This window comes from Streptomyces sp. NBC_00316 (assembly GCF_036158715.1).
Lineage (GTDB): Bacteria > Actinomycetota > Actinomycetes > Streptomycetales > Streptomycetaceae > Streptomyces.
Genome location: NZ_CP108023.1, coordinates 7001392 through 7027653, shown reverse-complemented (window position 1 = coordinate 7027653; position 26262 = coordinate 7001392). Strand labels below are relative to the sequence as shown.

Genomic DNA, 26262 nt, shown 5'->3' with positions numbered 1-26262 from the left:
TCAGCGCCCATGGAGCAGAGGCATCTCGGCCGCACCGGCCTTCGCGTGTCCCGGATCGGGCTCGGCACCCTCACCTGGGGCCGGGACACCGATGAGCACGACGCCGCCGAACAGCTGAAAGTCTTCTGGGAGGCGGGTGGCACCCTGGTCGACACGGCCGATGTGTACGGCGGTGGTGAGGCCGAATATCTGCTGGGGCGGCTCGTCGAGGGACTGGTGCCGCGGCAGGATCTGGTGATCGCCACGAAGGCGGGCAGCGTGGCCGATCCGTACCGCCGCTTCGACGGCTCGCGCGGGCATCTGCTGGACGCGCTGGACGCCTCGCTGGCCCGTCTCGGTACGGATCATGTGGACCTGTGGCAGCTCCACGCCTTCGACCCGGTGACTCCGCTGGAGGAGACCCTTCAGGCGGTGGACTGGGCGGTGTCCACCGGCCGCGCCCGGTACGCGGGGGTGTCCAACTTCTGCGGCTGGCAGCTGGCGAAGGCCGCGACGTGGCAGCTCGCCTCGTCCGGCGTGCGCACCCGGCTGGCCAGTACGCAGATGGAGTACTCGCTGCTGCAGCGGGGCGTGGAGCGCGAGGTGCTGCCGGCCGCCCTCGATCTGGGCATGGGGCTGCTGCCGTCGTCCCCGCTGGGCCGCGGAGTGCTGACCGGGAAGTACCGGACGGGCACCCCGGCGGACTCGCGCGGCGCCTCGGAGCTGCTGGCCCCGTTCGTCGAGCCGTATCTCGACGACCCGGCCAGCCGCATCGTGGACGCGGTGGCGACAGCGGCCGACGGCCTGGCCACGACGGCCCTGCAGGTGGCGCTCGCGTGGGTCCGGGACCGGCCCGGGGTGGTGGCCCCGATCGTCGGCGCGCGCAACGCGCAGCAGCTCACGGAGGCATTGTCAGTGGAGGCGCTTAGTCTTCCTGACGAGATCTGCCAGGCGCTCGACGATGTGTCGGCGCCCGTGCACCGCTATCCCGACCAGGACTGGAGCACGCTGTGACTGCGCTTCCCCGGGGGGAAACCCCCGGTCCCCCGGCCGCCACCGACGACACCGACGTCGTGGACCCTGCTGCCGCCGCCGCACCCGGCCCTTCCGCAGAGGATGCGGCGGCCGACGTGAGCGGGGCGGCGACGGCCGCCGAGGCCGTGGAGCCGGACGGGACGGAGGAGTCCGGCGGAGCGGACGCGGCCGGCGCATCCGACGCCGGCGAGGCGGCCGACGGCGAGTCCGCTGCCGCGCTCTCCGAGGCCGAGGCCGAACTCGCTGCACAGCGTGAGCTGCGGGAGAAGATCGAGAAGCGCAAGGCCGAGAAGGACGGTCCCATCGCGGCGGGCACCAAGCTGAGCGGACAGGCCGCCGATCTGCTGGCGGCGGTACGGGCGGTGGAGAGCGGCGAGAAGTCCGGCACGGCGTTCTTCGACTCGCCCGCGCCCGCCCCCCGCCGGGCGGTTGCCGCTCCCGCGCCGGTGCGCCCCCGCGCACCCGAGCCGGTCCGCGTGCCGCAGGGCGCCTCCGCGGAGGCCGTCGCCGACGTCGCGGTCGTCCTGGCCGACGGCGGGGCCCCGGAGGCGCTGGCAGCCCCCGCGGCGGAATCGCTGGGCGCGCAGGCGGCCGATGTGCTGCGTGAGGACCCGTGGCAGCTGCTGGCCGTCCCCGGTGTCCGGCCGGAGCAGGCCGACGGCTTCGCCCGGGCGCTGCTGGGCGCCGCCTGCGGTCCGGACGACGAACGGCGGACGGCGGCGCTGGTCGGCTGGCTGCTGGAGCGCGCGGCGCTGCAGGGCCACACCGCGCTGGACGCCTCCGCGGTCCGTGCCGCGCTCGCCGAGCGTGCGGTGACCGACCCCGAGGCAGCCGTGCAGAACGCCGTCGCCGAGGGTGTCGTGCTGGTCTTCCAGGAAGGTCCGGACGAGCAGGACGACGAGGACGCCGAAGGACTGGCGGAGTCCGGTGAGCAGACCGGGGCGGGCGCCGTGACCGGGCAGGAGCCCCCACAGGTGCTGCTCGGCCTCGACCGGTATGCGCTCGCCGAGGAGAGTCTCGCCGACGGTCTGGCCCGGCTGGTCAACGCCGCTGAGAAGGACGCCGACTGGTCGCAGCAGGCCGCGGCCGCCGGTTCCCCGTCGGCGGCCGAGCTGATCCGCACGGTGGCAGCCGGTGGACTCGTCGTGCACACCGGCGGCGAGGCGGCCAGGGCCGAGCCCGCCGCACTGATCGCCGCTGCCCGCTCCCTGGGGCTGCGGGCCCTCGGCGCCACCCACAGCGTGGACGGCAGGCGGCGGCTGGCCGAGGCGCTCGACGACCCGTCGGCGGCCGTCACACTCGCCGGAGTCCTGGCGGGCACGGAGGGCCCCGGCCGGGACGAGGACGGGGCGATCGCCGTCGACCTGCTGGTCGTGCTGGACGCCCCGCAGCTGGACGTCGAGACGGCCGCGATCCTGGTGGAGTCCCTCGCCGACGGCACCCGGCTGGTGCTGAGCGGCGATCCCGGGGTGCTGGGGTCGGCAGGCGCGGGCCGGGTGTTCGCGGATGTGCTGGCCGCCCGGGCATGCCCGCAGGTCGTGTCCCGCACGCCGGATCCCGGTCCCATCGGCGAGCTGGTCTCCGGCATCGGGATCGGCGAGCTCAACCAGGTGGCGGCACCCGGCAAGGAAGTGGTGATCGTCCCCGTGCACGACGCGGGCGAGGCGGTGCACCGCACCGTGCAGCTGGTCGCCGACTCGGTCCCGCGCGCCATCGGCGTACCGCCGGCGGACACCCAGGTGATCACCGTCGGACACGGCGGCCCGGCGGGCACCCGGGCGCTCAACGCGGCGCTCAAGCAGCGGCTGAACCCCGGCCCCGGGCGGTTCGGCGGCTTCGACCCGGGCGACCGGGCCGTGCACATCCCGACGCCCGGCAGGACCGTCCCCGGTGTGGTCGTCTCGGCCGACGCCGAGGGCCTGCACCTGGACTGTGCGGGCACGCCGGTCGTCGTGCCCCAGGAGCGGGTCGAGTCGTCCGTACGCCACGGCTGGGCCCTCAGCGCCCACCAGGCGGCCGGGATGCGCTGGCCCGCGGTGGTCGTCGTGCTGCCCGGTGACGCCGCGCAGGGGCTGAGCCGGGCGTGGGTGTACACCGCGTTCAGCCGTGCGGAGCGGCATCTGTCCGTGGTGCACGGGGTGGACCAGGCGCTGCCGCACGCGGTGGCCCAGTCTCCGTCCCAGGACCGCACGACCCGGCTGCGCGCCCTGCTGGAGGCATGGCCGCCGGCCGCCGTCTGACTGCCGGAGGGGGCCGGCGCCCGGCACAGGGCGCCGGCCCCCTCGATCCGGCTCCGTACGGGACGGGACGCGGTCAGGAGCTGTTGTTCGCCAGGTCGTCCAGCTCCTCGTCGAGTTCGTCCTCATCGAAGACGGAGCTGATGTCGAAGCGGCAGACCACCCTCTGAGGGTCGGCGTCGTCGAAGGGGGCACTGAGCCACTCCCCCGCCTCCGGAAGCTCCTCGGCCGCCGCGACCCAGAGTGTGGAGTCGCCCTCCTCCAGGCCGAACTCCTGATGCCGGGAGGCGATCTCGTCCGGTTCGTACTCGCCGAAGAGCACCCCGAGCGCCGCATGGACGCTGCTGCCGACCACGGCGCCGGTCCGCTTGTCGCGGTCGTCCGGGTCCGCGTCCGCGATGCGCTGCGCCTGTGCGAGCAGCCGGGGCGGCTCCACCACCGCGTAGTCACGGCGGATCAGCACGCTGAGCGCATTCGGCTCCTCGGGGCCGGTGTACGGCGGCAGGGAGTCGCCCGCACCGGGGATCTCGAAGGGAGTGACCTCGTCATAGCGGTCGTAGAGGAGTTCGTCGTAGACCTCGGCCGCAGCGGCCAGTGCGTTGAACGCGTCGTAGACGGCCGGGTCGTCGTCCCCCGACCGGCGCTCGACCGCCTCGAGGTGCTGGTCGAGCGCGGCTTTGACGGCTTCGGCGGCGGCGCGTACCTCGGCAGCGGTGGGCTGCGCAGCATCAGACATAGTGCAGACGCTATCCGTACACAGCCTCTGCCCGCACAATAGATGCGATGCCGGAATACGAATTTGTCGACGTGTACGTGCCGCGCGGGGTGTCCCGGAAGGAGACAGCCCGCCTGCTGACCGACCATGCCGAGTACGGGCACTGGGAGTTGGACCGACTGACGCTGCGCCATGACGGCAGCCGCAGGGTGCGGCTGCGCCGACGGATCATCCGCCAGCTACGGGCCACCTGGTGAAAACGAGCGGGCCCCGCATCCGCGGGGCCCGCTCGGTCCGTACCGCCTGTGCCGGTTCCGACGTGTACCGCTACGCGGCCGTGCGGGAGCGGCGGTAGAGCACCGTTCCTGCACCAGCCAGCAGCAGACCCGCGCTCGCCGGGATGAGCAGGTCGAGCCCGCCCGCCCCGGTGTGTGCGAGCTGGACGGTCTGGGGCTCCGGCGTGTTGGGAGCGGGGACCGGTTCGGGCTCGTCCGGAGTGACCGGGGTCTCGGGAGCGACCGGGGTCTCAGGCGTGACCGGGGTCTCGGGCGTGACCGGGGTGTCGTCGTCCGTCCCGTTCTCGCACTCGTTGCCGCCGACAGGGTTGAGGAGTCCGCCGATGGTGATGCTGTTGCCGCAGGCGTTCACAGGGATGTCGATGGGTACCTGGACGTCGTTGCCCGAGAGGATGCCGTGCGAGCCGCTCGTGTACCCCTCCGCGTTCGCCCCACCGCCGTGACCGTGGCCCCCGTAGCCGTGGCCCTTGTGGCCCTCGTGGCCATCGGCCCGGTGCTTGCCCGTACCCACTCCGTGGTCCGCCCAGTGCTCCGGATCCGACAGGCCCGGGGGCCGGTGGTCCGATTCCTGGCTGCCGGATCCGTGGGTGCCCGATGCGTGGGCGTCGGAATCATGCCGGCCCGGCACCGCATGTCCCGAACCGTTTCGGCAGGAATTTCCGGCCGCCGGATTGAGGAGTCCGACGACACTCACGGAATTTCCGCAGATGTTGACCGGTACATGCACCGGGATCTGTACCGAATTCCCTGACAGCACCCCCGAGGAATTCGATGCGCCGCCGTCCGCTCCCGCGTCGGCGTGCGCATAGCCACCACCCAGCGCGAGCACTCCGCCCGCGGCCGCCATGGTGATCAGGCCTTTACGCGTGACCTGTCGCATAGGTTGTTCCTGCCTTCTACCTTCCGGAAATACCCCCGGACCTGACCGTGCGGGGGCGGAGTGCCCGGTCGCCCCGGCGTGCATGGCGTGCACTCCGGGGCGACCGGACTCAAACCCTTACGGGTTGACGCTCAGGCTCAGCGGATGACGCAGGCGTTGCCGAAGGCGGGGTTCAGCAGCCCGATCACGGAGATCGTGTTGCCGCACACGTTCACCGGCACGTGCACGGGGGCCTGGATCAGGTTGCCCGACAGCAAGCCGTGGCTGCCGATGGCGGCGGCCTGGCCGCCCGAGTCGGCGACGGCCATGCCCGCACCGGCCAGCACCAGACCACTGGTGACTGCTGCAGCGGCGACGATCTTCTTGATCATTATTCCTCCTAGTTGGCAATACGGCCCCAGCCGCGGACCGCATCACCTGTAACGAGGAAAAAGTAATGGAGCTACGAGCGCATGGATCCTTTCACTCGTTCCGGTCACGTACGCACACGCTGGCGATTACCGCGGGATAATTCAGCAGTTGTCGATGAACCGGTCGAGCACACGTACACCGAACTTCAGGCCATCGACCGGAACGCGCTCGTCCACACCGTGGAACATGCCCGCGAAGTCGAGCTCCGGCGGCAGCTTCAGCGGAGCAAAACCGAAGCAGCGGATGCCGAGGTCGTCGAAGGACTTGGCGTCGGTGCCACCGGAGAGCATGTACGGGACGGCCCGGGCGATCGGGTCCTCCGCCTTCAACGCGACCTGCATCGCATCGACCAGCGAGCCGTCGAAGGTGGTCTCCAGCGCCTTGTCGCCGTGCACGTCCTCGCGCCTGACCCGCGGGCCGAGGATCCGGTCCAGGTCGGCCAGGAACTCGTCCTCGAAGCCGGGCAGGAAGCGGCCGTCGACATGGGCGACGGCCTGTCCCGGGATCACGTTCACCTTGTAGCCGGCACCCAGCATGGTCGGGGCGGCGGAGTTGCGCAGGGTGGCGCCGATCATCTTGGCGATGCCGCCCAGCTTGGCGAGCGTGGCGTCCATGTCCTCGGGGTCGAGCGGGGTGCCGAGCGCGTCGGACAGCTCGTCGAGGAAGGACCGTACGGTCTTGGTCACCCTGACCGGCCACTTGTGCCGCCCGAGTCGCCCGACGGCCTCGCAGAGCTCGGTGATCGCGTTGTCGTCGTTGGTCATCGAACCGTGCCCGGCGGTGCCGTCCACGGTGAGCCTCATCCAGTGCATGCCCTTCTGGGCCGTCTCGACGAGATAGAGCCGCAGCTTCTCGTTGACGGTGAAGGAGAAGCCGCCGACCTCGCCGATCGCCTCGCTGACGCCGTCGAAGAGGTCGCGATGGTTGTCGACGAGATGCCGCGCCCCGTACGTACCACCGGCCTCCTCGTCGGCGAGGAAGGCCAGCACGATGTCGCGCGGGGGCTTGCGGCCGCTGCGCATCCGGTCACGGACGACGGCGAGGGTCATCGCGTCCATGTCCTTCATGTCGACCGCGCCGCGTCCCCAGACGCAGCCGTCCGCGATCTCGCCCGAGAACGGGTGGTGCGTCCAGTCATGGGCATTGGCCGGCACCACATCGGTGTGGCCATGGATGAGCAGCGCGGGCCTCGACGGGTCCTCGCCCTCGATCCGGGCCACGGTCGAGGCGCGGCCCTTGTGCGATTCGAAGATCTTCGGCTCGAGCCCGACCTCGGCGAGCTTCTCGGCGACGTACTCGGCGGCCACCCGTTCGCCCGGGCCCGAGTGGTCTCCGTAGTTGCTGGTGTCGATCCGGATCAGCTCGCGGCAGAGGTCCACGACCTCGTCCTCGCCGGCGGGGCCGCCGACCGTATGCGTCTCGCTCACACTGCTTCCTTCCACTGTCACCCAGGTGCTCCCCCTCATCCTCCCGCGCCCCGCCCGCCGGCCCAAGGCCGCCCATGCCTCGTCATGCGCCGTTCACGCGGCCAGTGGCGTGATCGAGCACCCCCGAATGTTTGCTATTGTTTTCCACGTCGGAACGGGCACGGCCCGCGAGACAGACACCTTGTCCGGGTGGCGGAATGGCAGACGCGCTAGCTTGAGGTGCTAGTGCCCTTTATCGGGCGTGGGGGTTCAAGTCCCCCCTCGGACACCAGAAGGAACGTTCGCAAGATCGTTTCTCTTTCTCTCACACGATGTGGCTCCAGTGCTTGCACTGGAGCCACATCGCGTTGTGCGGCAAGATGCCGGGGCCGGACGGCGCGGATGTGCGGCGGAACCCGTCAGCCGGTGACGGTGGCGGCGCCGGTCTCGATGTGGCCGGTGAACCTCTGCGACCAGCCCGCATCGGTGGTCACGGTGATCGTGAAGTCGTACCGGCCCTCTCGCCGGCGGCACACGGCCGAAGTACCCGTCGTCTTCGTCGGGGTCGAGTAACAGCACCGTGGAGTCGAGGACGTCCGGGTCGGCGGCGAGCGCCTGGAGGACCTGGCTGACGACATGCCCACCGTCGCCGGGGTGGCGTATGTCCCCCCAGGGCTGTCGGCTTCGGACCGGATGCTTCCGCCGGTGTCACGGCCCGGCCGCGAGGTGAGCGGACCGGCCGCCGGCCGCGGCGGGAGTCAGGAGGACGGCGACGTCGCCCGGCCGGGGCAGCGGGCGGCTCGCCTCGGTGACCGGTGTGAGCCGCCCGTCGCCCCGGACCAGGAACAGCAGGTCCCAGTCGGCCGGCGCGGCCCGGTCCGCCGGCCGGGTCACGATGGACGCCCCTTCCTCGTACCTGCGGGTCAGCGCCGCCCCGGTCAGTTCCGCACCGAAGAGGATCTCGCCGCCGGTGAACGGGGTCACGACCCCCAGGCTCTCGCGCGGGGACCCGACGCGATGGACGGATCCCTCGATGCTGCCGCGCAGGACGGTGGCCGCCAGCACGTTGAAATCGTCCTCGGCGGTCAGGAAGAACACCGCTGTGATGCCTTCCACCTCGGCCTCTTCCCCCGTGGCGGCAGCCAGCAGTTCACCCGGGGCCAGTTCGAGCCCGGCCCGGCCGATGCGCTCCCGTTGGCGATCCGGGCCGGCCCACATCAGTACCTCCAGCCCCGCCGTCCGCAGGGCCATCGCGAGGTCCACCACCCATGGCTCGCCGCCGACCAGCAGCGGACGCGAGCGGGACGGCCGTACGACGCCCAGGCGCCGGGCGACGGCCGATGCCGTCAGCCCGTACAGCGTCACCGTGGCCACGATGACGACGAAGGTGGCCGGCAGGATCTTCGAGGCCCCGCCGATCCCCTTCGCGACCAGGGTGGCGGAGAACGTCGAGGCGGTCGCCGCCGCGACGATGCCGCGGGGCGCCATCCAGCCGATGAAGCCCCGCTCGCCCCTGGTCAGGTCCGTGCCGAGCGTCGACACGAACGCCACCAGCGGCCTGACCAGGAGTACGAGCACAGCGGTGAGCCCCAGCGCGGGAAGTACCACGTGCCGCAGCGACTGCGGGGTGACGGTGGCCGAGATCGAGATGAAGAGCAGACCGAGGATCAGACTGACCAGGGTCTCGAAGAAGGGCCGGCGTGCCGGGACGTCGAACTGCGGGAGGTTGGCGACGGCCAGACCCATCATCACGGCGGCGATGAGCCCGGAGTCCTCACGGACGACGTCGCAGAACGCCGCCACCGCGATCACTGCGGCGAGCTGGGCCGTGGTCCCGAGGATCTCGCCGAGCCGGAGCCCGCGCAGCAGCACCCACAGCAGCCCGGCTCCGGCGACGCCTCCCGCCAGTCCGACCCCCACGCTCGCGATGAACTCGACGGCTCCACTGCCGACATGACGCTGAGTGCTCGCGCTGACCAGGTGGAAGACGAGGGCGCCCAGGATGCCGCCGACCGGGTCGATGAGGGAGCCCTCCCAGACCAGGATGTGCTGCAGCCGTTCCTTCGGCCGGACGAAGCCGAGCAGCGGCCCGACCACCGTCGGCCCGGAGACCACGAGAATCGCGCCCAGCATGAGGGCCGCCCGCCGGTCCATGCCGAGCAGCGGCACGGCGAGCAGCGTGCCGAGGACCCAGGTGATCAGGGCTCCGACCCAGATCAGCCTGACGACGACGCGGCGGGTGTGGCCCTTGAGCCTTCTGAGATCGAGCCCGAGGCCGGCGTCGTAGAGGATCACCGCGACGGCGAGCGACACAAGGGGGGAGAACGCCGGGCCGAGCAGCCGCTGCGGATCGAGCTCGTCCACCAGCGCGCCGGCGGCGAACCCGACCGGCAGCAGCACGATGAGTGCCGGGATACGCAGCCGGCCCGCCAGGATCTGCGACCCGACGGCAAGCACCAGGGTCAGCCCCACGCCGATGAGGACCTGATTCGTCGTCATGCAGTACCTCCGTGGTGCCGGGTCCTCCGAGGAACCGGTGGATGCTCCGGCCGGCGGTCCGGGGACCGGGCGGGACCGAGCACCACGGCGCGACCGTCATTCCTGCCACGGGGTGATCCCCCAGCGGACCGTGTGCTCCTCACCGGGCCCCAGAACGACGAGTCCCGTACCGCTGCGGAACGCATCCGGCGGGCATGACATCGGCTCGATGGCAACGGACCGGCGCCGCTCCCCTTCGGGGAGGGTGTCGCCGGTGAACAGCTGAACGTGATCGGTTCCCTCGCCCAGCCATACGTCGGTACCCCACGCGCCGGAGGAATGGGCGAGGCTCACCACGGCCCGCCCGCGCGCATCCCGGTCGAGTTCCGCGAACGGGGTGTCCAGCTGCTGGCTCCCGATGGTGCGTGGCGTACGGAAGTCGTAGGGCGTGCCCTCGACCGGTTCGGCGGCCACCGGCAGCCCCCGCTCGTCGGTGCGCAGCCATGTCCGCGCCGGTACGGTCAGCAGCGCGTCGTCCACGGTCCCGGTGCCGACCCTGAGGTAGGGGTGCTGGCCGACCCCGTAGGGAGCGGCGTCGTCGCCGAGGTTGCGTGCGGTGACGGCCACGGCGAGGCCGTCGTCACCCAGGGTGTACTCGGCACGGACCAGGAGGTGGAAGGGGTAGCCGGGCTGGGGCCACACGGAGACGTCGAGCACCGCCCGGTCGTCCTGCGCCTCGACGGTCCGCCACGATGTCCAGCGGAGCAGGCCGTGGATGGCATTGGCGTTCTTCGGTTCGGTCAGTGGCAGTTGCTGGTCCTGCCCGTCCCAGCGGTAGCGGCCGTCCCGGATCCGGTTGGGCCACGGCGCGAGGATCTGACCGCGCCCGCCGGTGATCCGGTCGTCCGGTGCGAAGCCGTCGAGTACGAGCCGGTCGCCGACGGCGTAATGACGCAGGGCCGCGCCGAGTTCGACGACGACGGCCCTCCGGTCCCCATGGCGGAGAGTCAGCTGCCGCCCGGTCCGGCTCTCGTGCACGCGTGGCCTCCTCGGTATACCCGAAGGCGGACGGCCCGCACGCCCGGGCTGGGTGGTGGCCGGTCCGTCGGCCGCCTCTCGGGAGCGTGCGGACAACGATCTGCCGAGTCAAGCGGGACACGGGCGCCCTGCCCCCAATGGCCAGGCAGGTTCGCCCACCGGGGGCATGCGTGGCGGTACACGGTCCGGCTGCCCCACTCCCTGCGCGGGGACCGCAGAGCGGTCGAGCGGGTCATGCCCCGAAGCCCGCCGGAGGGGCGGTGGACGGCCTGACGGGGCAGGCGCCGGTGGACCGTGCAGCCCAGGCGCCGGGATCCGATCTGCCGGATAGTGGGGTCGGGGGCTTCCTACCCGCCGGAGACACGATGGACGAACGTTATCCACCGATCGCCGAGCACGGGCTGGTCGGCGATCTGCAGACTGCCGCGCTCGTCTCGTCCCGGGGGGTCATCGACTGGTTCGCCGCCCCCCGGTTCGATTCGCCCAGCGTCTTCGCCGCACTGCTCGACGCCGAGCGCGGTGGGTATTTCCAGCTGGCGCCGGAGCATTCCGACATCAGTTGCAAGCAGCTCTACTACCCCGACACGGCGGTCCTGGTGACCCGGTTCATGTCGCCGGAGGGGGTGGGCGAAGTGATCGACTACATGCCGCCCGACCGGACGGGTGTCGCCACCGACCGGCACACCCTCGTCCGTGTGGTGCGGGCCGTACGGGGCACGGTCGGTTTCACGCTCCGGTGCCGGCCGCGATTCGACTACGGCCGGGCCGAGCACGAGCTCGATGTCGGCCCGGGGGGCGCGCTCTTCCGGGCCCCCGGCATCAGCGCTCATCTGCAGAGCACCTTCCCGCTGGAGCGCGACGGCCGGGACGTGCGGGGCACGGTGACGCTGACGGCGGGCGAGACCGGCAGCGCCGTGTTCACTGTCTGCGCTCCGGGCGGCGAGGCTCCCCCGCCCCTGACCGTCGAGGGGATCACCGCCCAGAGCTGGGACGTCATCCACTTCTGGAAGAAGTGGCTGCGCACATCGCGCTACCGGGGCCGGTGGCCCGAGCTCGTGCACCGCTCGGCCATCACACTGAAACTGCTCATCCACGCCCCCACCGGAGCCATGGTCGCCGCGGCGACGATGGGCCTGCCGGAGCAGGTGGGCGGAGAACGCAACTGGGACTACCGCTACACGTGGATCCGCGACGGTTCGCTGTCCGTTCGGGCGCTGCTGGACCTCGGCTTCGTCGAGGAGGCGACGGCGTTCGTCCACTGGCTGGTCGCCCGGCTGCATGAACGCGAAGGCGCCGGTGGGGAGCCGCTGCAGACCATGTACCGGGTGGACGGTGACCCGAACCTGCCCGAGGAGACCCTGGAGCACTTCGAGGGCTATCGGGGCTCGTATCCCGTCCGTGCGGGCAACGGCGCCGCGGACCAGCTCCAGCTGGACATCTACGGCGAGGCCGTCTACGCACTGTCCCAGGGGCGCGAAATCGTCCGGCAGTCCACCTACGCGGGGTGGAAGGCGCTCACCAGGACGCTCGACTGGCTCGCCGGCGCCTGGGACCGGCCGGACGAGGGCATCTGGGAGACCCGCGGCGGCCGCAAGGACTTCACATACAGCCGGGTGATGTCGTGGGTCGCCTTCGACCACGGGCTCCGCCTGGCGGACGTCTTCCGCAGGCCCGCCGACACCGTCGGGTGGACCAAGGCCAGGGACGCCATCTTCGACCAGGTCATGGAACGCGGCTGGAGCGAATCGGAGAAGGCCTTCGTCCAGCAGTACGGCGGCGGTGTACTGGACGCCTCGCTGCTGCTGATGCCGAGAGTCGAGTTCATCGCCCCCAAGGACCCGGCCTGGCTGTCCACGCTGGACGCCATCGACCGCACACTCGTCTCGGACAGCCTCGTCTACCGCTACGACCCGGCGGCCTCACCCGACGGACTGCGCGGCTCCGAGGGCACGTTCAGCCTCTGCACCTTCCTGTACGTCGACGCGCTGGTGCGCGCGGGCCGGCTCGCCCAGGCGAGATACGCCTTCGAGAAGATGCAGACCTACGCCAACCACGTCGGGCTCTTCGCCGAGGAGATCGGCCCGAGCGGGGAGCAACTCGGCAATTTCCCCCAGGCGTTCACGCACCTGTCCCTGATCATGGCCGCCACCACGCTCGACGAGGCGCTCGACCGCGAGGAGGGCCGCTGACCCTGGCGTCCCGCCGGCCGCCGGAAGACCGCTCGCCCGGGCAGCCGGCCCTCCGGGACGATCACGGCACATGGCCGCACAGCCGCGCGCGTCCGCCGGCCCCGGGCACTTCCGGCCGTGGTGCCCTGGACAGCCTCCATGTCGTCGGCACCGGCTTCTTCCCGGGCATCGGCGCGGCAAATCCGTCCCTGACCGCCATGGCCGACGCCCTGAGGGACGGCGGCCACATCGCCGAACCGGCTCCGCCGACGTGCGGCGGGAGGTCTACAACGGGTCGCCGGGTGCCCGGCCGGCCCGTGTGTCGGCGTCGGTGGGAGAGTCCAGTTCGCCGTGCGTGTCCATCCAGTAGAGCAGGACCAGGGCGGGCCCGATCAGCACGATCGCGACGACCGTCACGATCACCAGCCACTGCAGCGTGTGCTGCGCGCCGGCCGCGTCGGCCACCGTCAGGGATGTGGGCAGCACATAGGGACGCTGCGCGAAGCCCCACGCGAGGACGGTCAGGGCCACGCTCGCCACGGAGGTGTACCGGCACCACCGGTAGGAGCGGCGCACGAGGAGAGCGGCGGTGACGAGGCCGCACACCGCGGCCAGCAGGACCAGCAGCAGGCCGAGCCCTCCGGTGAGGCCCTCCCAGACGAAGTGGGCATCGCTGTGGGTGACGGGCAGGCCGATCAGGGCGAGCACCACGATGGCTCCGAGGGCGGTCAGTGCGCGGCGACGGAAGTACCCCACCAGGTCGTCGGCGCCGAACCGGCGGGCGTCGGAGCAGAGGAACACGGCACCGAGGAACGCTGCGGCGGCGACCGCGAGCAGGCCGGCGATGACGGAGGTGGGGTTGGCCCAGGCCTCGGCGGAGGCCGTGGTCCCGACCGCGACCCGGCCGGACGCGATGCCGCCGAGCACGGCGCCGAGGGAGAAGGGGGTGACGAGCGAGGAGACGGCGAACGCCGCGCCGTAGAGGCGCCTTCGAGTGAGCCGGCGGGCGGGCTTGCGCAGGGCGAAGCCCGCGCCGCGCAGCACGAGGCCGACGGCGGCGAGGGCCAGGGGCAGCCACATGGCCTCGAAGACGGCCTGGAACAGGGTGGGAAACCCGGTCCACATGACGACCAGGACGAAGATCAGCCAGACGTTGTTGGCTTCCCAGACGGGCCCCATGGCGTGGTCGATCAGCCGGCGGGGGCGCTCGCCACGCTCCGCTCCCCCGGCCAGCAGGTCCCAGAATCCGGCCCCGTAGTCCGTGCCGCCTGCGCACGCATAGGCGGCGACGGCGAGCACGAGAACCCAGGCGATGAGGTCCGGCATCATGACGCACCGCCGGGAGTCCGGCCCTGGCCCTCGCCGGGCGCGGCGCCGGTGACCGTGGGCAGGGGCTCGCCCCGTGGCCCGTAGGGGGTGTCCGTTTCCGGTGTCTGCGGCGCGGTGGCGGGGGTCGCGCTCGCGTCGGCGATGCGCCATCGGGTCCGCATCTTCAGCAGCACGGCGAGGAAGGCGGCGAAGACGGCCACGTACACGACCACGACGACGGCGAGCATCGTCCACAGCGAGCCCGCCCGGGTGGCGGTCACCGCCTCCGAGACCCGCATGTGCTGGTAGACGATCCAGGGCTGACGGCCGACCTCGGTGGTGATCCAGCCGCATTCCACGCTGATCAGGCAGGCGACCCCGGCGACCGCGGCGCACCGGTAGAACCAGCGCGAGTGCGGCAGGTCACGATGGCGCCACCAGCACCAGGCGTACCAGAGCGCGAGCAGGATCAGCAGGCTGCCGATGGCGACCATGATGTCGAAGGCCCAGTGGACGACGGTGGCCTGAAGGGCCGTCGGACGGTCCTCGGGCGGCACGGAGCTCAGGCCGGTGACGCGGGTGCTGGGCCTGAACCCGGCGAGGATCGAGTCGAGTTGGGGGATCTTCAGGCCGCCGGAGACCGTGCCGTCGGAATGGAGCCGCCCGAACACGTACTCCGGCACATGGGTGTCCGTCTTCCAGACGAGTTCGGTGGCGGCGAACTTGACCGGCTGTTTGTGGAAGACGGACCGGGCGATGGCGTCCCCCAGCAGCAACTGGATCGGGGTGAGGATCGCGGCGACCGTGAACGGCAGTGCGAAGCCGAGCCGGTGGTACCGGTCCCGGCGCCCGCGCAGCAGGCCGACCGCATAGACGCCGGCGACCACGTATCCGGCGGTCAGGAACATGGCCACCGCGAAGTGCCAGTACTCGGGGCCGAACATCGGTGTGAAGACGGCCTGCCGGACGCTGACGTCGACGGGTCTGCCCGCGGCGTCGAGGGTGAAGCCCTGCGGGGTGTTCATCCATGCGTTGGCCGCGATGATGCCGAACGCGCCCAGGAGGGCGGCCAGCGGCAGCGGCACGCCGAGCAGGAAGTGTGTCCACGGCTTCAGCCGGCGCCAGCCGTAGAGGTAGATCGCGATCAGGACGGCCTCCAGGAAGAACGCCCACGCCTCGACGCCGAATCCAAGGCCGAAGACGTCTCCCCAGCGGCCCATCATGCCGGGCCAGAGCAGGCCGAACTCGAAGGAGAGCACGGTGCCGGTGACGACCCCGATGGCGAACTGCACGGCCATCACGGCGGACCACCGCCGGGCGAGTCCGAGGGCGACGTCGTCGCCCCGGCGGAGCCCGCGGTAGTGCATCAGCAGGGTGATGAACGGCAGCGCGACCCCGAACGGCACGAGCAGGATGTGCGAGGCCAGGGTGAAGGCCATCAGCTGACGGGCCGGCAGGAGCTGCGGCGGGACGGCGTTCGCCAGAAGGGCCGTTGTTGTGTGCATGTGCGCCTCGATGGTTCGCGCCCGGAGGCGTCGGACGGGAGGGATACGGATGCGCGGCGCTCCCGGTGTCGACCGGCGGCCGCGGCGGGTGGCCGGCCGGTGCTCCTGCGGTGAGGTCTTCCCAGCGCCCGGGCCGTGGCGGACCGGCGACGCCCCCGCCGGGTCCACTCCTGGGCGGGGCGCGGCCCGGGCTGCCGGCCGGGTGTCAGCCTCCGGTGGCGAAGCCGGGGAAGAGTGTCATTCCACCGTCCACGTACAGCGTGGCGCCCACGACGTAGTCGAGCAGATCGGACGCCACCGCGACGACGGCGTTGGCGATGTCGTCCGGCTCCCCGACCCGGCGGTACGGGATCAGTCGCAGGAGGTCGGCCTCGGCCTCGGGGGTGTCCCAGGCGCTCCTGTTGATGGGGGTGCGGATGGCGCCGGGCGCGATGGCGTTCACACGGATTCCCCGGGGGGCCAGTTCCTGTGCGAGGGTCTCCATCATCATGCCGACGCCGCCTTTGGAGGAGGCGTAGTTCACATGGCCCGCCCAGGGGACGATCTGGTGGACCGAGCTCATGCAGATGATCTTCCCGGCGGACCGGGAGACCTCCGGTACGACGCCGCGCCGCAGGAACTCCTTGGTGGCCTCCCGCGCGCAGAGGAACTGGCCGGTGAGGTTGACGTCGATGACCTTCTGCCACTGGGCGAGCGTCATCTCCACACTCGGCGCATCCCGCTGGAGGCCCGCGTTGGCCACCATGATGTCGATGGTGCCGAACTCCTCGACCATGCGGGTGACCATGCCGACGACCTGGTCCTCGTCGGAGACATCGGCCCGGTGGGCGTAGGCGCGGACCCCGAATCCCCTGATCTCCGCGGCGACCTTCTCGGCCTCGTCCTCGCCGACGACGTAGTTGACCACGACATCCGCACCGGCCCGCCCGAGTGCGATCGCGGTCGCCCTGCCGATGCCCGAACCGGCCCCGGTCACCAGCGCTTTCTGCCCTGCCACGAGCCGCGCGGACAGTGCGGCCCGGACCTCACCGGTACTTCCAGCCACCACGGCTTCTCCTTCGGCACTCGGGGCGGCCCGCCGGCCGGCGGACATCGCCGCCGGACGGGCCGCTGGACCGGCAGTCGCTCACGGGAAGGGCGACGCGGGGTCACCGCACCGTCCCGCCAGGACCGGAGCGAGCCTTTCCGCACCGCGCCACCTTCTTCAGGAAGGGAACACCGAACGCGACGGGCAGCCCGGACCCGGCACGCAGGGCGGTCCCGACGGGACGGGAATGTCACGCAACCGGGCCAATGCCCCGCCCAGGCCCCCCGGCGTTCCGCACCGCACGTCGTCTCCCCCGTCGGCGCCCGGCCCGGCGCCCCCCGCGCGCTCTCCGGCTCCACCGGGGCCCGGCGCCCGCTGCTGCACATCGTGGTCCTGGTCCCGGTGGGGAGGCTCACGCTCAGGACCCGGCGGGCACTGCGGCGCGGGGCCGGTCCGCGCAAGGACCGCACGCTCACGGCACGGGCCCGCGCCGTGTGGCCGCGACGTCCGCGAGGCGGCCGCACCACAGGGGCCACGGAGATCCGGCGCCCGCCCTTCGGCCCTCTGTCGAAGCGCTCCGAGCGTGGCTAACGTCCAGCAGCGACGCAGGTGTTGCCGAGCAAGGAGCATCATGAGCCGTACACCGAGCTACTCCCTCCCCTGGCACGTGGACGTGGCCCCCGGATCGGGCGGGCTGCCGCCCCGGTCCTGGTATGCCGGTTCGGACGCCCCGCGGATGTCGTTGAACGGGGAGTGGCGCTTCCGGCTCTCGCCGACCGCGACCGCCGAGGACACGTCGTTCGCCCGGTCCGGGTTCGACGCGTCCGGGTGGCGAACGGTCGCGGTGCCCGGGCACTGGGTGCTGCAGGGGGCCGGCGGAGCGCCCGCGTACACCAATGTCGTCTACCCGTTCCCGGTCGACCCGCCGCACGTACCGACCGAGAACCCGACCGGGGACCATCTGCGCACCTTCGACCTGCCCGACGGGTGGCCTGCGGGCGGCGACGCCGTGCTGCGGTTCGACGGGGTGGAGTCCGCCGCCCGGGTCTGGCTCAACGGCGAGGAGCTGGGGGACTTCAAGGGGTCGCGGCTGCCCCACGAGTTCGCGGTCGGCGGCATCGTGCGGGCCGAGGGCAACGTCCTGGCCGTCCGCGTGCATCAGTGGTCGTCCGGGAGCTATCTGGAGGACCAGGACCAGTGGTGGCTGCCCGGGATCTTCCGGGACGTCACACTCCTGCACCGGCCCCAGCACGCGCCCCGGGACTTCTTCGTGCACGCCGGCTACGACCACGGCGCCGGGGCCGGGACCCTGCGGGTGGAGTGCGAGGGGACCAGGGGCCGGGTCGTCGTGCCCGAGCTGGGGGTCGACGTCGCGACGGGTGAGGCGGTGACCGTGCCGGTCGAGCCGTGGACCGCCGAGACGCCACGGCTGTACGACGGCGAGCTGGTGACCGCCGGCGAGCGCGTCCCGCTGCGGATCGGCTTCCGTACCGTCGTCGTCGAGGACGGGGTCGTCAAGATCAACGGTCGGCGCGTGCTGTTCCGTGGGGTGAACCGGCACGAGTTCCACCCGGAGACGGGGCGGGCCGTGGACGCGGAGACGATGCGGCGCGATCTGGTGCTGATGAAGCGGCACCACATCAATGCCGTACGGACCAGCCACTATCCGCCGCATCCGGCGTTCCTGGATCTCTGCGACGAGCTCGGGCTCTGGGTGATCGACGAGTGCGATCTGGAGACTCATGGCTTTGTCGACCTGGAGTGGCGCAACAACCCGGTCGACGACGAACGGTGGACCCCGGCGCTCCTCGACCGGGCCGCGCGGATGGTCGAGCGCGACAAGAACCACGCGTCGGTGATCATCTGGTCGCTGGGCAACGAGTGCGGGACGGGGCGCGGGCTGACCGCCATGGCCGAGTGGATCAAGGGCCGGGACCCGGACCGCCTGGTGCACTACGAGGGCGACCTGTCCTGCAAGGACGTCGACGTCTATTCGCGGATGTATCCGACGCACGCGGAGGTCGAGCTGATCGGGAAGCGGGCCGAGGACCCATGGGGCGACCCGGAACTGGACGCCCGGCGGCGCGCCATGCCGTTCATCATGTGCGAGTACGGGCACGCGATGGGCAACGGCCCCGGCGGGCTGAGCGAATACCAGCGGCTCTTCGAGCAGTACGAGCGCTGCCAGGGCGGGTTCGTCTGGGAGTGGATCGACCACGGTCTCGCCCACCCGGAGCACGGCTTCGCCTATGGCGGGGACTTCGGCGAGGAACTCCACGACGGCAACTTCGTCTGCGACGGGCTGCTCTTCCCCGACCGCACCCCCTCCCCCGGGCTGATCGAGTACAAGAAGGTCATCGAGCCGGTACGGATCGAGGCCGGGACGACGGCGGGCACGGTCAGGATCGGCAACGGGTACGACTTCGCAGGGCTGGACCGTCTGGAGTTCGTCTGGTCGCACGAGGTGGACGGCGAGCTCCGCGGTTCGGGTCCGCTCACCGTGCCCGCCCTGACCCCCGGAGCCCACGCCGAGGTGCGGCTTCCCGGGAACGGCGCGGGTGTGTGGACCGTACGGGCGCTGCTCGCCGAGGACACCGCATGGGCCGGGCGCGGGCATGTGATGGCGTGGGGGCAGGTGGAGGTCGATGCGGCGGTCCCGGCCGCGGCCGTGGTGGGGTCGCGGCCGGAGGCGGGCGCGGGGGTGATCACGCTCGGCAGCGGGGTCTTCGACGCGGCGACCGGGGCGCCGGTGCGGCTCGGCGGCGTGCCGGTGCAGGGGCTGCGGCTGGATGTGTGGCGGGCGCCCACCGACAACGACAACGGTGCGGCCTGGCAGCCGGACGAGCGGTACGGGCTGCGCTGGCGGGAATCGGGGCTGCACCGGATGCGGCACCGGATCGACGCCGTCGAGGTGGACGAGGAGTCGTTGACCGTACGGACACGGGTGGCGCCCGCCGGGGTGGACCTGGGGTTGCGTACGGCGTACCGGTGGACCGCCGACGGGGCGCGGCTCGGGCTCACCGTGTCCGTGGTGCCGGAGGGCGAGTGGCGGGTGCCGCTGCCCCGGCTCGGGATCCGGTTCGGGCTGCCTGCCGCGTACGGCCGGGCGCGCTGGTTCGGCGGCGGGCCCGGCGAGGCGTACCCGGACACCCGGGCGGCGTCGGTGCTCGGGTGGTGGGAGATGCCCGTGGACGCGATGCAGACCCCGTACGTCCGGCCGCAGGAGAACGGTGCGCGGGCCGATGTCCGGTGGGCGGAGCTGACGCACGGCGACGGTGCGGGACTGCGGGCCGAAGGGGGTGTGCCGTTCTGGTTCACCGCGCGGCGGTGGACGAGCGAGCAACTGGATGCGGCGGAGCACGGACCGGAACTGATGGCCGGTGAGACCGTCTGGGTCAACCTGGACCATGCGGTGCAGGGCATCGGGTCGCAGTCGTGCGGGCCGGGAGTGCTTCCGCAGTTCCGGCTCGACGCGGCGGCCGCGGAGTTCTCGTTCGTGTTCTCGGCGGTGGGGTCGGACAGGGGCCGCGGACGGTGACGGCACCGCGTGGCCGTCCGGCTGCCGGTGGGGCGTGACCGGTACCGGTGGGGTGTGACCGTACAGCCGTCGGTGACCTGCGGCGACGCGTGACAGGATGGTCGGCACCATGACCATCAGCACCGTCAGCCGCAGCGCCCCGGGCGCCGACGCACCGGCAGGGCCGCCGCGATGAGAGGCCGCGCCAAGCCTCCGCCGGCGCCCCTGCCGCAGCGGGACGGGATCGATCCGGTCCGGCTGCGGCTCCCGGAGGATCCGGACGGTGAGTGGGCGACGGTCCGCGATCATCTGCTGGCGCGGTTCGCCGGTGCGATCGGGGCGGACCGGGTGGACGGCATGCTCGCCGGGGGCAGGTTCGTCTCGTTGCAGGGGCCCGTGGCCCCCGACGAGCCGTACACGGCGGGCCGGTATCTCTGGTTCCACCGGGACTTCGCTCCCGAGGAGCCGGTTCCGTTCCCGGTCGGCGTCGTGTACCGCGACGCGCATCTCGTCATCGCCGACAAGCCGCACTTCCTCGCGACGACACCACGCGGCCGCCACATCACCGAGACCGCCGTGGCGCGGCTCCGCCGGGAGCTGGGGCTGTCGTCGCTGCAGCCCGCGCACCGGCTGGACCGGCTCACCGCGGGCCTCGTGCTCTTCGTCGTCCGGCCCGAGGACCGGGGGGCGTACCAGACGCTGTTCCGGGACAAGCGGGTGCGCAAGGAGTACGAGGCGGTGGCACCGTACGACCCCTCGATCGCCTTCCCGCGTACGGTACGCAGCCGGATCGTCAAGGAGCGCGGAGTGATCGCCGCCCGGGAGGAGCCGGGCGAGGCGAACAGCGAGAGCCGGATCGAGCTGCTGGAACACCGTGAGGGACTGGGCCGTTACCGGCTGGTGCCCGCCACCGGGCGGACCCACCAGCTGCGCGTGCACATGAACAGCCTGGGGCTGCCGCTCGTCCACGATCCGGTCTATCCGGTGGTGGAGCCGGAGGGCGCCGCGGACGACTGGACCCGTCCGCTGCAACTCCTGGCGCGGGTACTGGAGTTCACCGATCCGGTCACGGGTGGGCCGCGCCGCTTCGAAAGCGGGCTGCGGCTCTCGGCGTGGCCGGACCGGTGAGTCCCGGCGGTCAGTGACCGCGGGCGATCCACTCGTCGAGGTGCGGGGCCTCCGCGCCGATCGTCGTGGAGTCGCCGTGTCCGGTACGGACGGTGGTCCCGGCCGGCAGGGCGAGCAGCCGGCTCCTGATCGACGCGACGATTGTCGGGAAGTGCGAAAACGACCGCCCGGTGGCGCCGGGCCCGCCCTGGAAGAGCGTGTCCCCGGTGAAGACGGTGGCCAGCTCGGGGGCGTACAGGCAGACCGCTCCCGGGGCATGACCGGGCGTGTGCAGGACCTGGAGCGCGGTCCCCGCGATCTCCAGCTCCTGCCCCTCGGCCAGTTCGGCGTCGGGGGTGCGGTCCGGGTGGGTCTGCTTCCACAGCGGCAGATCGTCGGGGTGCAGCAGGATCGGTGCACCGGTGGCGTCGGCGAGGGCCGGAGCCGCGTCGATGTGGTCGCTGTGGGCGTGCGTGCAGACGATGGCGCGCAGCGTGCGGCCCGCGAGCGCAGCCTCGATGGCGGCGGCGTCATGGGCGGCGTCGATGACGATCGCCTCGGCGCCGTCGCCGACGATCCAGACGTTGTTGTCGACGTCCCACTCGCCGCCGTCGAGGGCGAACGTGCCGGAGGTGACGAGGTGGTCGATGCGGGCGGCCATCAGAAGACCACCACCGAGCGCAGCACGTCGCCTTCGTGCATCCGGGTGAAGGCCTGCTCGATGTCGCCGAGTCCGATGGTCTCGGTGACGAATGCGCCGAGGTCGATCCGGCCCTGCTGGTGCAGGTCGATGAGCATCGGGAAGTCGCGCGAGGGCAGACAGTCGCCGTACCAGGAGGACTTGAGCGAGCCGCCGCGGCCGAACACGTCGAGGAGCGGCAGTTCGAGCTGCATCTCGGGGGTGGGGACGCCGACCAGGACGACGGTGCCGGCGAGGTCGCGGGCGTAGAAGGCCTGCTTGTACGTCTCCGGGCGGCCGACCGCCTCGATGACGACGTCGGCTCCGTTGCCGCCGGTCAGGGAGCGGATCGCCTCGACCGGGTCGGTGGAGCGGGAGTTGACGGTGTGGGTGGCGCCCATCTTCTTCGCCGTGTCCAGCTTGCGGTCGTCGATGTCCACCGCGATGATCTTCGCCGCTCCGGCCAGCCGCGCGCCGACGACGGCCGCGTCGCCGACCCCGCCGCACCCGATGACGGCGACCGAGTCGCCGCGGCCGACCGCGCCGGTGTTGATGGCGGCGCCGATGCCCGCCATGACGCCGCAGCCGAGCAGCCCGGCGACGGCCGGGGAGACCTCGGGGTCGACCTTGGTGCACTGGCCCGCGGCGACCAGGGTCTTCTCCGCGAACGCACCGATGCCGAGCGCGGGCGACAGCTCGGTGCCGTCCAGCAGCGTCATCTTCTGCTGGGCGTTGTGGGTGTTGAAGCAGTACCAGGGGCGGCCGCGCAGACACGCCCGGCACTGCCCGCAGACCGCACGCCAGTTGAGGATGACGAAGTCGCCGGGCTCGACGTCGGTGACGCCGTCGCCGACGGACTCGACGATGCCCGCGGCCTCATGGCCGAGCAGGAACGGGAAGTCATCGTTGATGCCGCCCTGCTTGTAGTGCAGGTCGGTGTGGCAGACGCCGCACGCCTGGATCTTCACGACGGCCTCACCGGGGCCGGGGTCCGGGATCACGATCGTCTCGACGCGTACCGGCTCGTTCTTCCCCGGTGCAATGACCCCTTGTACCTGCTGCGCCATACCGCGGTCTCCTTCGTGACGGTCCCGGCTTCTGAGATGTCCGACCGATAGCCGATGATCGAACGCGAACAACCGTACGCGCTGTGCGGGTGTCCCGGCAGCGATGGCGCGTTGGCGCGCGTCGGGCGGCCCCACCGGAGGTTCCGCGGGAGCCGCCCACCGTGTGTCAGGCCTCGGTGTCGTGGACCCGGCGTCCGCCGACGTACGTCTGGAGGACGCGGGTGGCGCCGATCTCCTCGGGCGGGCCCGCATACACGTCGCGGTCCAGGACCACCAGGTCGGCGAGGGCTCCGGTACGGATGGAGCCGGTGTCATCCAGGTGGTTCACATGGGCCGATCCCGCCGTGTACGCGGCGATGGCAGCCGTGAGTCCGATGCGCTCGCCTGCCAGGAAGACCGGACCTTCGCCGTCCGGGGCGATCCGGTTGACCGCGGTGTGGATGCCGTGCAGCGGCTCGGCGCTGCTGACCGGCCAGTCGCTGCCCGCCGCGACTGTCGCACCGGACCGCAGCAGCGCGCCGAACGGATACTGCAGCGCCGCGCGTTCGTCGCCGAGGAAGGGGATGGTCAGCTCGTCCATCTGCGGCTCATGGGCGGCCCAGAGCGGCTGGATGTTGGCTGTGGCACCGAGCTCACGGAACCGCGGGATGTCGTCGGGGTGGACGATCTGGAGGTGGGCGAGGTGGGGCCGGGTGTCGGTGCGGCCGTTGACGGTGCGGGCGGCCTCGACGGCGTCGAGTGCCTCGCGCACCGCGCGGTCACCGAGGGCGTGGAAGTGGGTCTGGAAGCCGAGGGCGTCCAGTTCGGTGACGTACCGGCGCAGCTCGACGGGGTCGACGAAACTGGTGCCGCTGTTGGCGGTGGCGCAGCCGCAGGCGTCGAGGTACGGAGTGAGCAGGGCGGCGGTGCCCGTCTCGGCGACCCCGTCCTGCATGATCTTCACCGAGCCGGCCCGGTACCGGCCGCCCGTCAGCTCCCGCCTCCTGGCGACGAGTTCGGGTATCTGCTCGGAGCCACGCTCGCGGTCCCACCAGAGGGCGCCGACGACCCGGGCGGTGAGCGAGCCGTCGCGGGCTGCGGTCAGATAGGCGTCGGAGGCGTCGTCCATCGAGCCGTAGACGCCGACGATCGCGTCCTGCCAGGCGGTGATCCCGTACGAGTGGAGGAGACGCTGGGCACGGAGCAGAGCGGCGAGCCGGTCGGCGGGGGTGGAACGCGGGGTGTGCCGGGCGACCAGGTCCATGGCGCCCTCCTGGAGGAGTCCGGTGGGCTCGCCCCGGTCGTCGCGTTCGACACGGCCGTCGGCCGGGTCGGGGGTGTCGCGGGTGATGCCGGCGAGCATGAGGGCACGGGTGTTGACCCAGGCGCCGTGGTGGTCGCGGTTGACCAGGAAGACGGGGCGGTCGGGTACGGCGGTGTCGAGCCGGTCCCGGGTCGGGCTGCCGCCGTCGAAGGCCTCCATGGACCAGCCGCCGCCGGTGATCCACTCCTGGTCCGGGTGGCTGTCGGCGTAGGCCCGAACCGCGGCGAGGGTGTCCGCCGCCGTCCGGGAGTCCGTGAGGTTGCACTGTGCGAGTTCGAGGCCTGCGGTGACGGGGTGGATGTGCGCGTCCTGGAAGCCGGGAACGAGCAGCCGCCCGGCGAGGTCGACGACTTCGGTCTTCGGGCCGATCAGTCCACGCACCTCGTCGTGGCCGACCGCGGTGATGCGGTCGCCGGTGACGGCCACAGTCGTGGCGCGGCTGCGGGCCGAGTCGATGGTGAGGACGGGGCCGCCGGTGAGAACGAGATCGGCGGGGGTGTGGTGCATCAGTGGTTCCGTTTCCGTGGGAGTCGTGGGGTGGCGCGCTTCGGGTTCAGGCCGCTTCGGTGACCGCGGGTTCGGCAGGGGCGAGGGAGCGGCCCGTGACGAAATACGGTGACTTCCTTATCCACTTGGCCCAGGCTGCCGCGCCCACGCCGGTCACCAGCATGGCCGCCGGGCAGAAGAGCATGAACCAGCCGTTGTCCGGACTGATCGCGAAGTGGTCGGCGGAGATGTAGAAGGTCCAGCAGAGATAGCCGCCGAGGCCGAGCAGTACGACGGCGCCGAGCACCGGAAGCACGACGGCGCGCAGCGCCTCGGACGGGCTCTCTCGCAGCAGGCCGCGGAAGCGGGCGGCCGCGGCCAGCGCGGTGAGCGCGTAGTAGACCGAGACGACGACGCCGATCGCGTTGACGGACGCCAGGATCAGGTCACCGACCTTCGGGATGACCAGCGACAGAACGGCGATGACGGCGGCGACACAGCCGATCGCGACCGTTCCCGCCGCCGGTGTGCCGAACCGCGGGCTGACCTTGGTCCAGAGCGGGCCGAGCGTGCGGTCCCGGCTCATCGCGAACATGCCGCGCACGGTCGGGATCACGCCGGACTGGAGGGAGGCCACGGCGGAGAAGGTGAGGGCGATCAGCGGGAGCGCGGCGAGCGGCTGATCGGCGAGCCGGTCTCCGAAGTACGTGAGCCCCTGCGCACCGTGCCCGGTCAATTCGTCCAGCGAGAGGACGCGTTGGAAGGCGAAGGAGCCGAGGAGGAAGAGGCCGAGCATGGTGAAGAGGGTGGTGAGCCCGGCCCTGGAGGCGTCCTGCGGGTCGCGGACCTCCTCGTTGACGCTGAACGAGGACTCGAACCCCCAGTAGCAGAAGACCGAGAGGAGAAGCCCCTGGGCGAGCTGCTGTCCGGAGGGGATGGTGAACGGGTTGATCCAGTCCAGGCTGAACGGGTGCGGGCCGACGAACAGTCCGTACCCGCAGAACCCGAGCAGTACGACGTACTCGAAGACGAGAAGGTACTTCTGCAGGTTCGCGGCGGACCGGGTGCCGGTGATCGCGGTGAGGGTGACGGCGATCAGGACGGCGATGCCGAGGGCGGTCGACTGGGCGGTGGAGTCCGGGTCGAGGCGGAGCCCGGCGAGGGTGTGCAGCCCGCCCTCGCCCGCGAGTTGGAGCAGGGCGGATCCGGTGACCGTCGTGGTGTACGAGAGGAAGACGACCGTGGAGACGATGCCGATCCAGCCGACGAGGAAGCCGAGCCAGGGGCTGAGCGAGCGGCCGACCCAGACATAGCCGCTGCCCATGTTCGGCTCGACCCTGTTGAGCCGGGAGTAGGCGCTCGCGATGGCCAGGACGGGCAGGAATCCGAGCAGCATGATGATCGGCAGATGGAGGCCGACGGCGCCCGCGGTGACGCCGAGACCGATGCCGATGCTGGTGGTCGCGGCGGTGGAGGACGCGGCGATGGCGAATCCGTCGACGACTCCGAGACTCTTCCTGAGGGACACGGCTCCCGGTGGATCGCTGCCGTAGGGGGTGGGTGAGTCCGTCACGGTGGCTCCTTCGCCGAGGGGCACTCTTCGGCCCCGATGGCGGCACA

19 protein-coding genes, 1 tRNA gene and 1 pseudogene are annotated in these 26262 nt (G+C 71.8%); 7 read left to right on the top strand and 14 right to left on the bottom strand.

The annotated features are described in order from the left end of the window. Nucleotides 1-9 precede the first annotated feature (9 nt). Both OG878_RS31235 and OG878_RS31230 read left to right on the top strand, forming a co-directional pair. Nucleotides 10-993 carry an aldo/keto reductase gene (locus tag OG878_RS31235; RefSeq protein ID WP_328889873.1) on the top strand — a complete coding sequence of 328 codons (984 nt, stop codon included), beginning with the start codon at nucleotides 10-12 and terminating at the stop codon, nucleotides 991-993. Then, nucleotides 990-3254 (top strand): ATP-dependent RecD-like DNA helicase, encoded by a 2265-nt coding sequence (locus OG878_RS31230; protein WP_328889872.1) that lies wholly within the window; start codon nucleotides 990-992, stop codon nucleotides 3252-3254. Before OG878_RS31235 ends, OG878_RS31230 begins: the two co-directional genes overlap by 4 nt. A 73-nt stretch (nucleotides 3255-3327) precedes the next feature. On the opposite strand, the gene OG878_RS31225 is transcribed toward OG878_RS31230, so the two are convergent. Continuing rightward, on the bottom strand, nucleotides 3328-3987 hold the full coding sequence (locus tag OG878_RS31225; RefSeq protein ID WP_328889871.1) for a hypothetical protein: 660 nt from the start codon (nucleotides 3985-3987) through the stop codon (nucleotides 3328-3330). Nucleotides 3988-4034: 47 nt separating this feature from the next. On the opposite strand from OG878_RS31225, the gene OG878_RS31220 reads away from it, so the two are divergent. Next, nucleotides 4035-4223 (top strand): DUF5703 family protein, encoded by a 189-nt coding sequence (locus tag OG878_RS31220; protein ID WP_072484370.1) that lies wholly within the window; start codon nucleotides 4035-4037, stop codon nucleotides 4221-4223. A gap of 70 nt (nucleotides 4224-4293) precedes the next feature. Here OG878_RS31220 and OG878_RS31215 read toward each other — a convergent pair whose 3' ends face one another. The 3 genes from OG878_RS31215 to OG878_RS31205 all read right to left on the bottom strand — a co-directional run bounded on the left by OG878_RS31215 (nucleotide 4294) and on the right by OG878_RS31205 (nucleotide 6980). Continuing rightward, entirely contained in the window at nucleotides 4294-5142 is an 849-nt protein-coding gene (locus OG878_RS31215) for a chaplin (RefSeq protein ID WP_328889870.1), read from the bottom strand. 137 nt (nucleotides 5143-5279) lie between these two features. Then, a complete protein-coding gene (locus OG878_RS31210; protein ID WP_328889869.1) occupies nucleotides 5280-5513 on the bottom strand; it encodes a chaplin in 234 nt (77 codons plus the stop codon). Nucleotides 5514-5654: 141 nt separating this feature from the next. Beyond that, nucleotides 5655-6980 (bottom strand): M20/M25/M40 family metallo-hydrolase, encoded by a 1326-nt coding sequence (locus OG878_RS31205; RefSeq protein WP_328889868.1) that lies wholly within the window; start codon nucleotides 6978-6980, stop codon nucleotides 5655-5657. 183 nt (nucleotides 6981-7163) lie between these two features. Between OG878_RS31205 and OG878_RS31200 the strand changes: the two genes are divergently transcribed. After that, nucleotides 7164-7251: transfer RNA gene (locus OG878_RS31200), tRNA-Leu, on the top strand. Between the two features lie 266 nt (nucleotides 7252-7517). Here OG878_RS31200 and OG878_RS31195 read toward each other — a convergent pair. The 3 genes and pseudogenes from OG878_RS31195 to OG878_RS31185 form a co-directional block, all read right to left on the bottom strand. Then, nucleotides 7518-7622: pseudogene (locus tag OG878_RS31195) on the bottom strand (hypothetical protein); the annotation flags it as partial. Nucleotides 7623-7667: 45 nt separating this feature from the next. After that, the gene (locus tag OG878_RS31190) at nucleotides 7668-9458 is read right to left on the bottom strand and encodes a cation:proton antiporter (protein WP_328889867.1); all 1791 of its coding nucleotides are present in this window, start codon (nucleotides 9456-9458) and stop codon (nucleotides 7668-7670) included. 96 nt (nucleotides 9459-9554) lie between these two features. After that, nucleotides 9555-10475 carry an aldose 1-epimerase family protein gene (locus OG878_RS31185; protein ID WP_328889866.1) on the bottom strand — a complete coding sequence of 307 codons (921 nt, stop codon included), beginning with the start codon at nucleotides 10473-10475 and terminating at the stop codon, nucleotides 9555-9557. Nucleotides 10476-10840: 365 nt separating this feature from the next. Here OG878_RS31185 and OG878_RS31180 point away from each other — a divergent pair, with 365 nt between their 5' ends. After that, nucleotides 10841-12664 (top strand): glycoside hydrolase family 15 protein, encoded by a 1824-nt coding sequence (locus OG878_RS31180; RefSeq protein WP_328889865.1) that lies wholly within the window; start codon nucleotides 10841-10843, stop codon nucleotides 12662-12664. A 264-nt stretch (nucleotides 12665-12928) separates the two neighbouring features. Here the strand turns inward: OG878_RS31180 and OG878_RS31175 are convergent, their stop codons facing one another. From OG878_RS31175 to OG878_RS31165, 3 genes are all read right to left on the bottom strand, one after another. Beyond that, nucleotides 12929-13972 (bottom strand): cytochrome d ubiquinol oxidase subunit II, encoded by a 1044-nt coding sequence (locus OG878_RS31175; RefSeq protein ID WP_328889864.1) that lies wholly within the window; start codon nucleotides 13970-13972, stop codon nucleotides 12929-12931. Beyond that, complete coding sequence (locus tag OG878_RS31170) at nucleotides 13969-15456, bottom strand: cytochrome ubiquinol oxidase subunit I (RefSeq protein WP_328889863.1); 1488 nt, start codon at nucleotides 15454-15456, stop codon at nucleotides 13969-13971. Before OG878_RS31170 ends, OG878_RS31175 begins: the two co-directional genes overlap by 4 nt. Nucleotides 15457-15661: 205 nt before the next feature. Further along, nucleotides 15662-16501, bottom strand: a complete 840-nt coding sequence (locus tag OG878_RS31165; protein WP_328891445.1) for an SDR family oxidoreductase — start codon at nucleotides 16499-16501, stop codon at nucleotides 15662-15664. A gap of 613 nt (nucleotides 16502-17114) precedes the next feature. Here OG878_RS31165 and OG878_RS31160 point away from each other — a divergent pair. Beyond that, complete coding sequence (locus OG878_RS31160) at nucleotides 17115-20021, top strand: glycoside hydrolase family 2 TIM barrel-domain containing protein (protein WP_328889862.1); 2907 nt, start codon at nucleotides 17115-17117, stop codon at nucleotides 20019-20021. A 171-nt stretch (nucleotides 20022-20192) separates the two neighbouring features. After that, nucleotides 20193-21128, top strand: a complete 936-nt coding sequence (locus OG878_RS31155; RefSeq protein ID WP_328889861.1) for a pseudouridine synthase — start codon at nucleotides 20193-20195, stop codon at nucleotides 21126-21128. A 10-nt stretch (nucleotides 21129-21138) separates the two neighbouring features. On the opposite strand, the gene OG878_RS31150 is transcribed toward OG878_RS31155, so the two are convergent. From OG878_RS31150 to OG878_RS31135, 4 genes are all read right to left on the bottom strand, one after another. Further along, nucleotides 21139-21768: an MBL fold metallo-hydrolase gene (locus OG878_RS31150; RefSeq protein ID WP_328889860.1), complete on the bottom strand. Its 630-nt coding sequence runs from the start codon at nucleotides 21766-21768 to the stop codon at nucleotides 21139-21141. Continuing rightward, nucleotides 21768-22853 (bottom strand): S-(hydroxymethyl)mycothiol dehydrogenase, encoded by a 1086-nt coding sequence (locus tag OG878_RS31145; protein WP_328889859.1) that lies wholly within the window; start codon nucleotides 22851-22853, stop codon nucleotides 21768-21770. The genes OG878_RS31150 and OG878_RS31145 overlap by 1 nt, the downstream gene beginning before the upstream one ends. Before the next feature lie 166 nt (nucleotides 22854-23019). Continuing rightward, on the bottom strand, nucleotides 23020-24663 hold the full coding sequence (locus OG878_RS31140; protein ID WP_328889858.1) for an amidohydrolase: 1644 nt from the start codon (nucleotides 24661-24663) through the stop codon (nucleotides 23020-23022). 46 nt (nucleotides 24664-24709) lie between these two features. Beyond that, nucleotides 24710-26215, bottom strand: a complete 1506-nt coding sequence (locus OG878_RS31135; RefSeq protein ID WP_328889857.1) for an APC family permease — start codon at nucleotides 26213-26215, stop codon at nucleotides 24710-24712. Nucleotides 26216-26262: the final 47 nt, after the last annotated feature.

Coding starts and splice junctions, on each gene's coding strand:
- OG878_RS31235 (WP_328889873.1), top strand. CDS start 10: ATGGAGCAGAGGCATCTCGGCCGCACCGGCCTTCGCGTGTCCCGGATC.
- OG878_RS31160 (WP_328889862.1), top strand. CDS start 17,115: ATGAGCCGTACACCGAGCTACTCCCTCCCCTGGCACGTGGACGTGGCC.
- OG878_RS31175 (WP_328889864.1), bottom strand. CDS start 13,972: ATGATGCCGGACCTCATCGCCTGGGTTCTCGTGCTCGCCGTCGCCGCC.
- OG878_RS31225 (WP_328889871.1), bottom strand. CDS start 3,987: ATGTCTGATGCTGCGCAGCCCACCGCTGCCGAGGTACGCGCCGCCGCC.
- OG878_RS31220 (WP_072484370.1), top strand. CDS start 4,035: ATGCCGGAATACGAATTTGTCGACGTGTACGTGCCGCGCGGGGTGTCC.
- OG878_RS31140 (WP_328889858.1), bottom strand. CDS start 24,663: ATGCACCACACCCCCGCCGATCTCGTTCTCACCGGCGGCCCCGTCCTC.
- OG878_RS31150 (WP_328889860.1), bottom strand. CDS start 21,768: ATGGCCGCCCGCATCGACCACCTCGTCACCTCCGGCACGTTCGCCCTC.
- OG878_RS31155 (WP_328889861.1), top strand. CDS start 20,193: ATGAGAGGCCGCGCCAAGCCTCCGCCGGCGCCCCTGCCGCAGCGGGAC.
- OG878_RS31170 (WP_328889863.1), bottom strand. CDS start 15,456: ATGCACACAACAACGGCCCTTCTGGCGAACGCCGTCCCGCCGCAGCTC.
- OG878_RS31215 (WP_328889870.1), bottom strand. CDS start 5,142: ATGCGACAGGTCACGCGTAAAGGCCTGATCACCATGGCGGCCGCGGGC.
- OG878_RS31190 (WP_328889867.1), bottom strand. CDS start 9,458: ATGACGACGAATCAGGTCCTCATCGGCGTGGGGCTGACCCTGGTGCTT.
- OG878_RS31145 (WP_328889859.1), bottom strand. CDS start 22,853: ATGGCGCAGCAGGTACAAGGGGTCATTGCACCGGGGAAGAACGAGCCG.
- OG878_RS31210 (WP_328889869.1), bottom strand. CDS start 5,513: ATGATCAAGAAGATCGTCGCCGCTGCAGCAGTCACCAGTGGTCTGGTG.
- OG878_RS31180 (WP_328889865.1), top strand. CDS start 10,841: ATGGACGAACGTTATCCACCGATCGCCGAGCACGGGCTGGTCGGCGAT.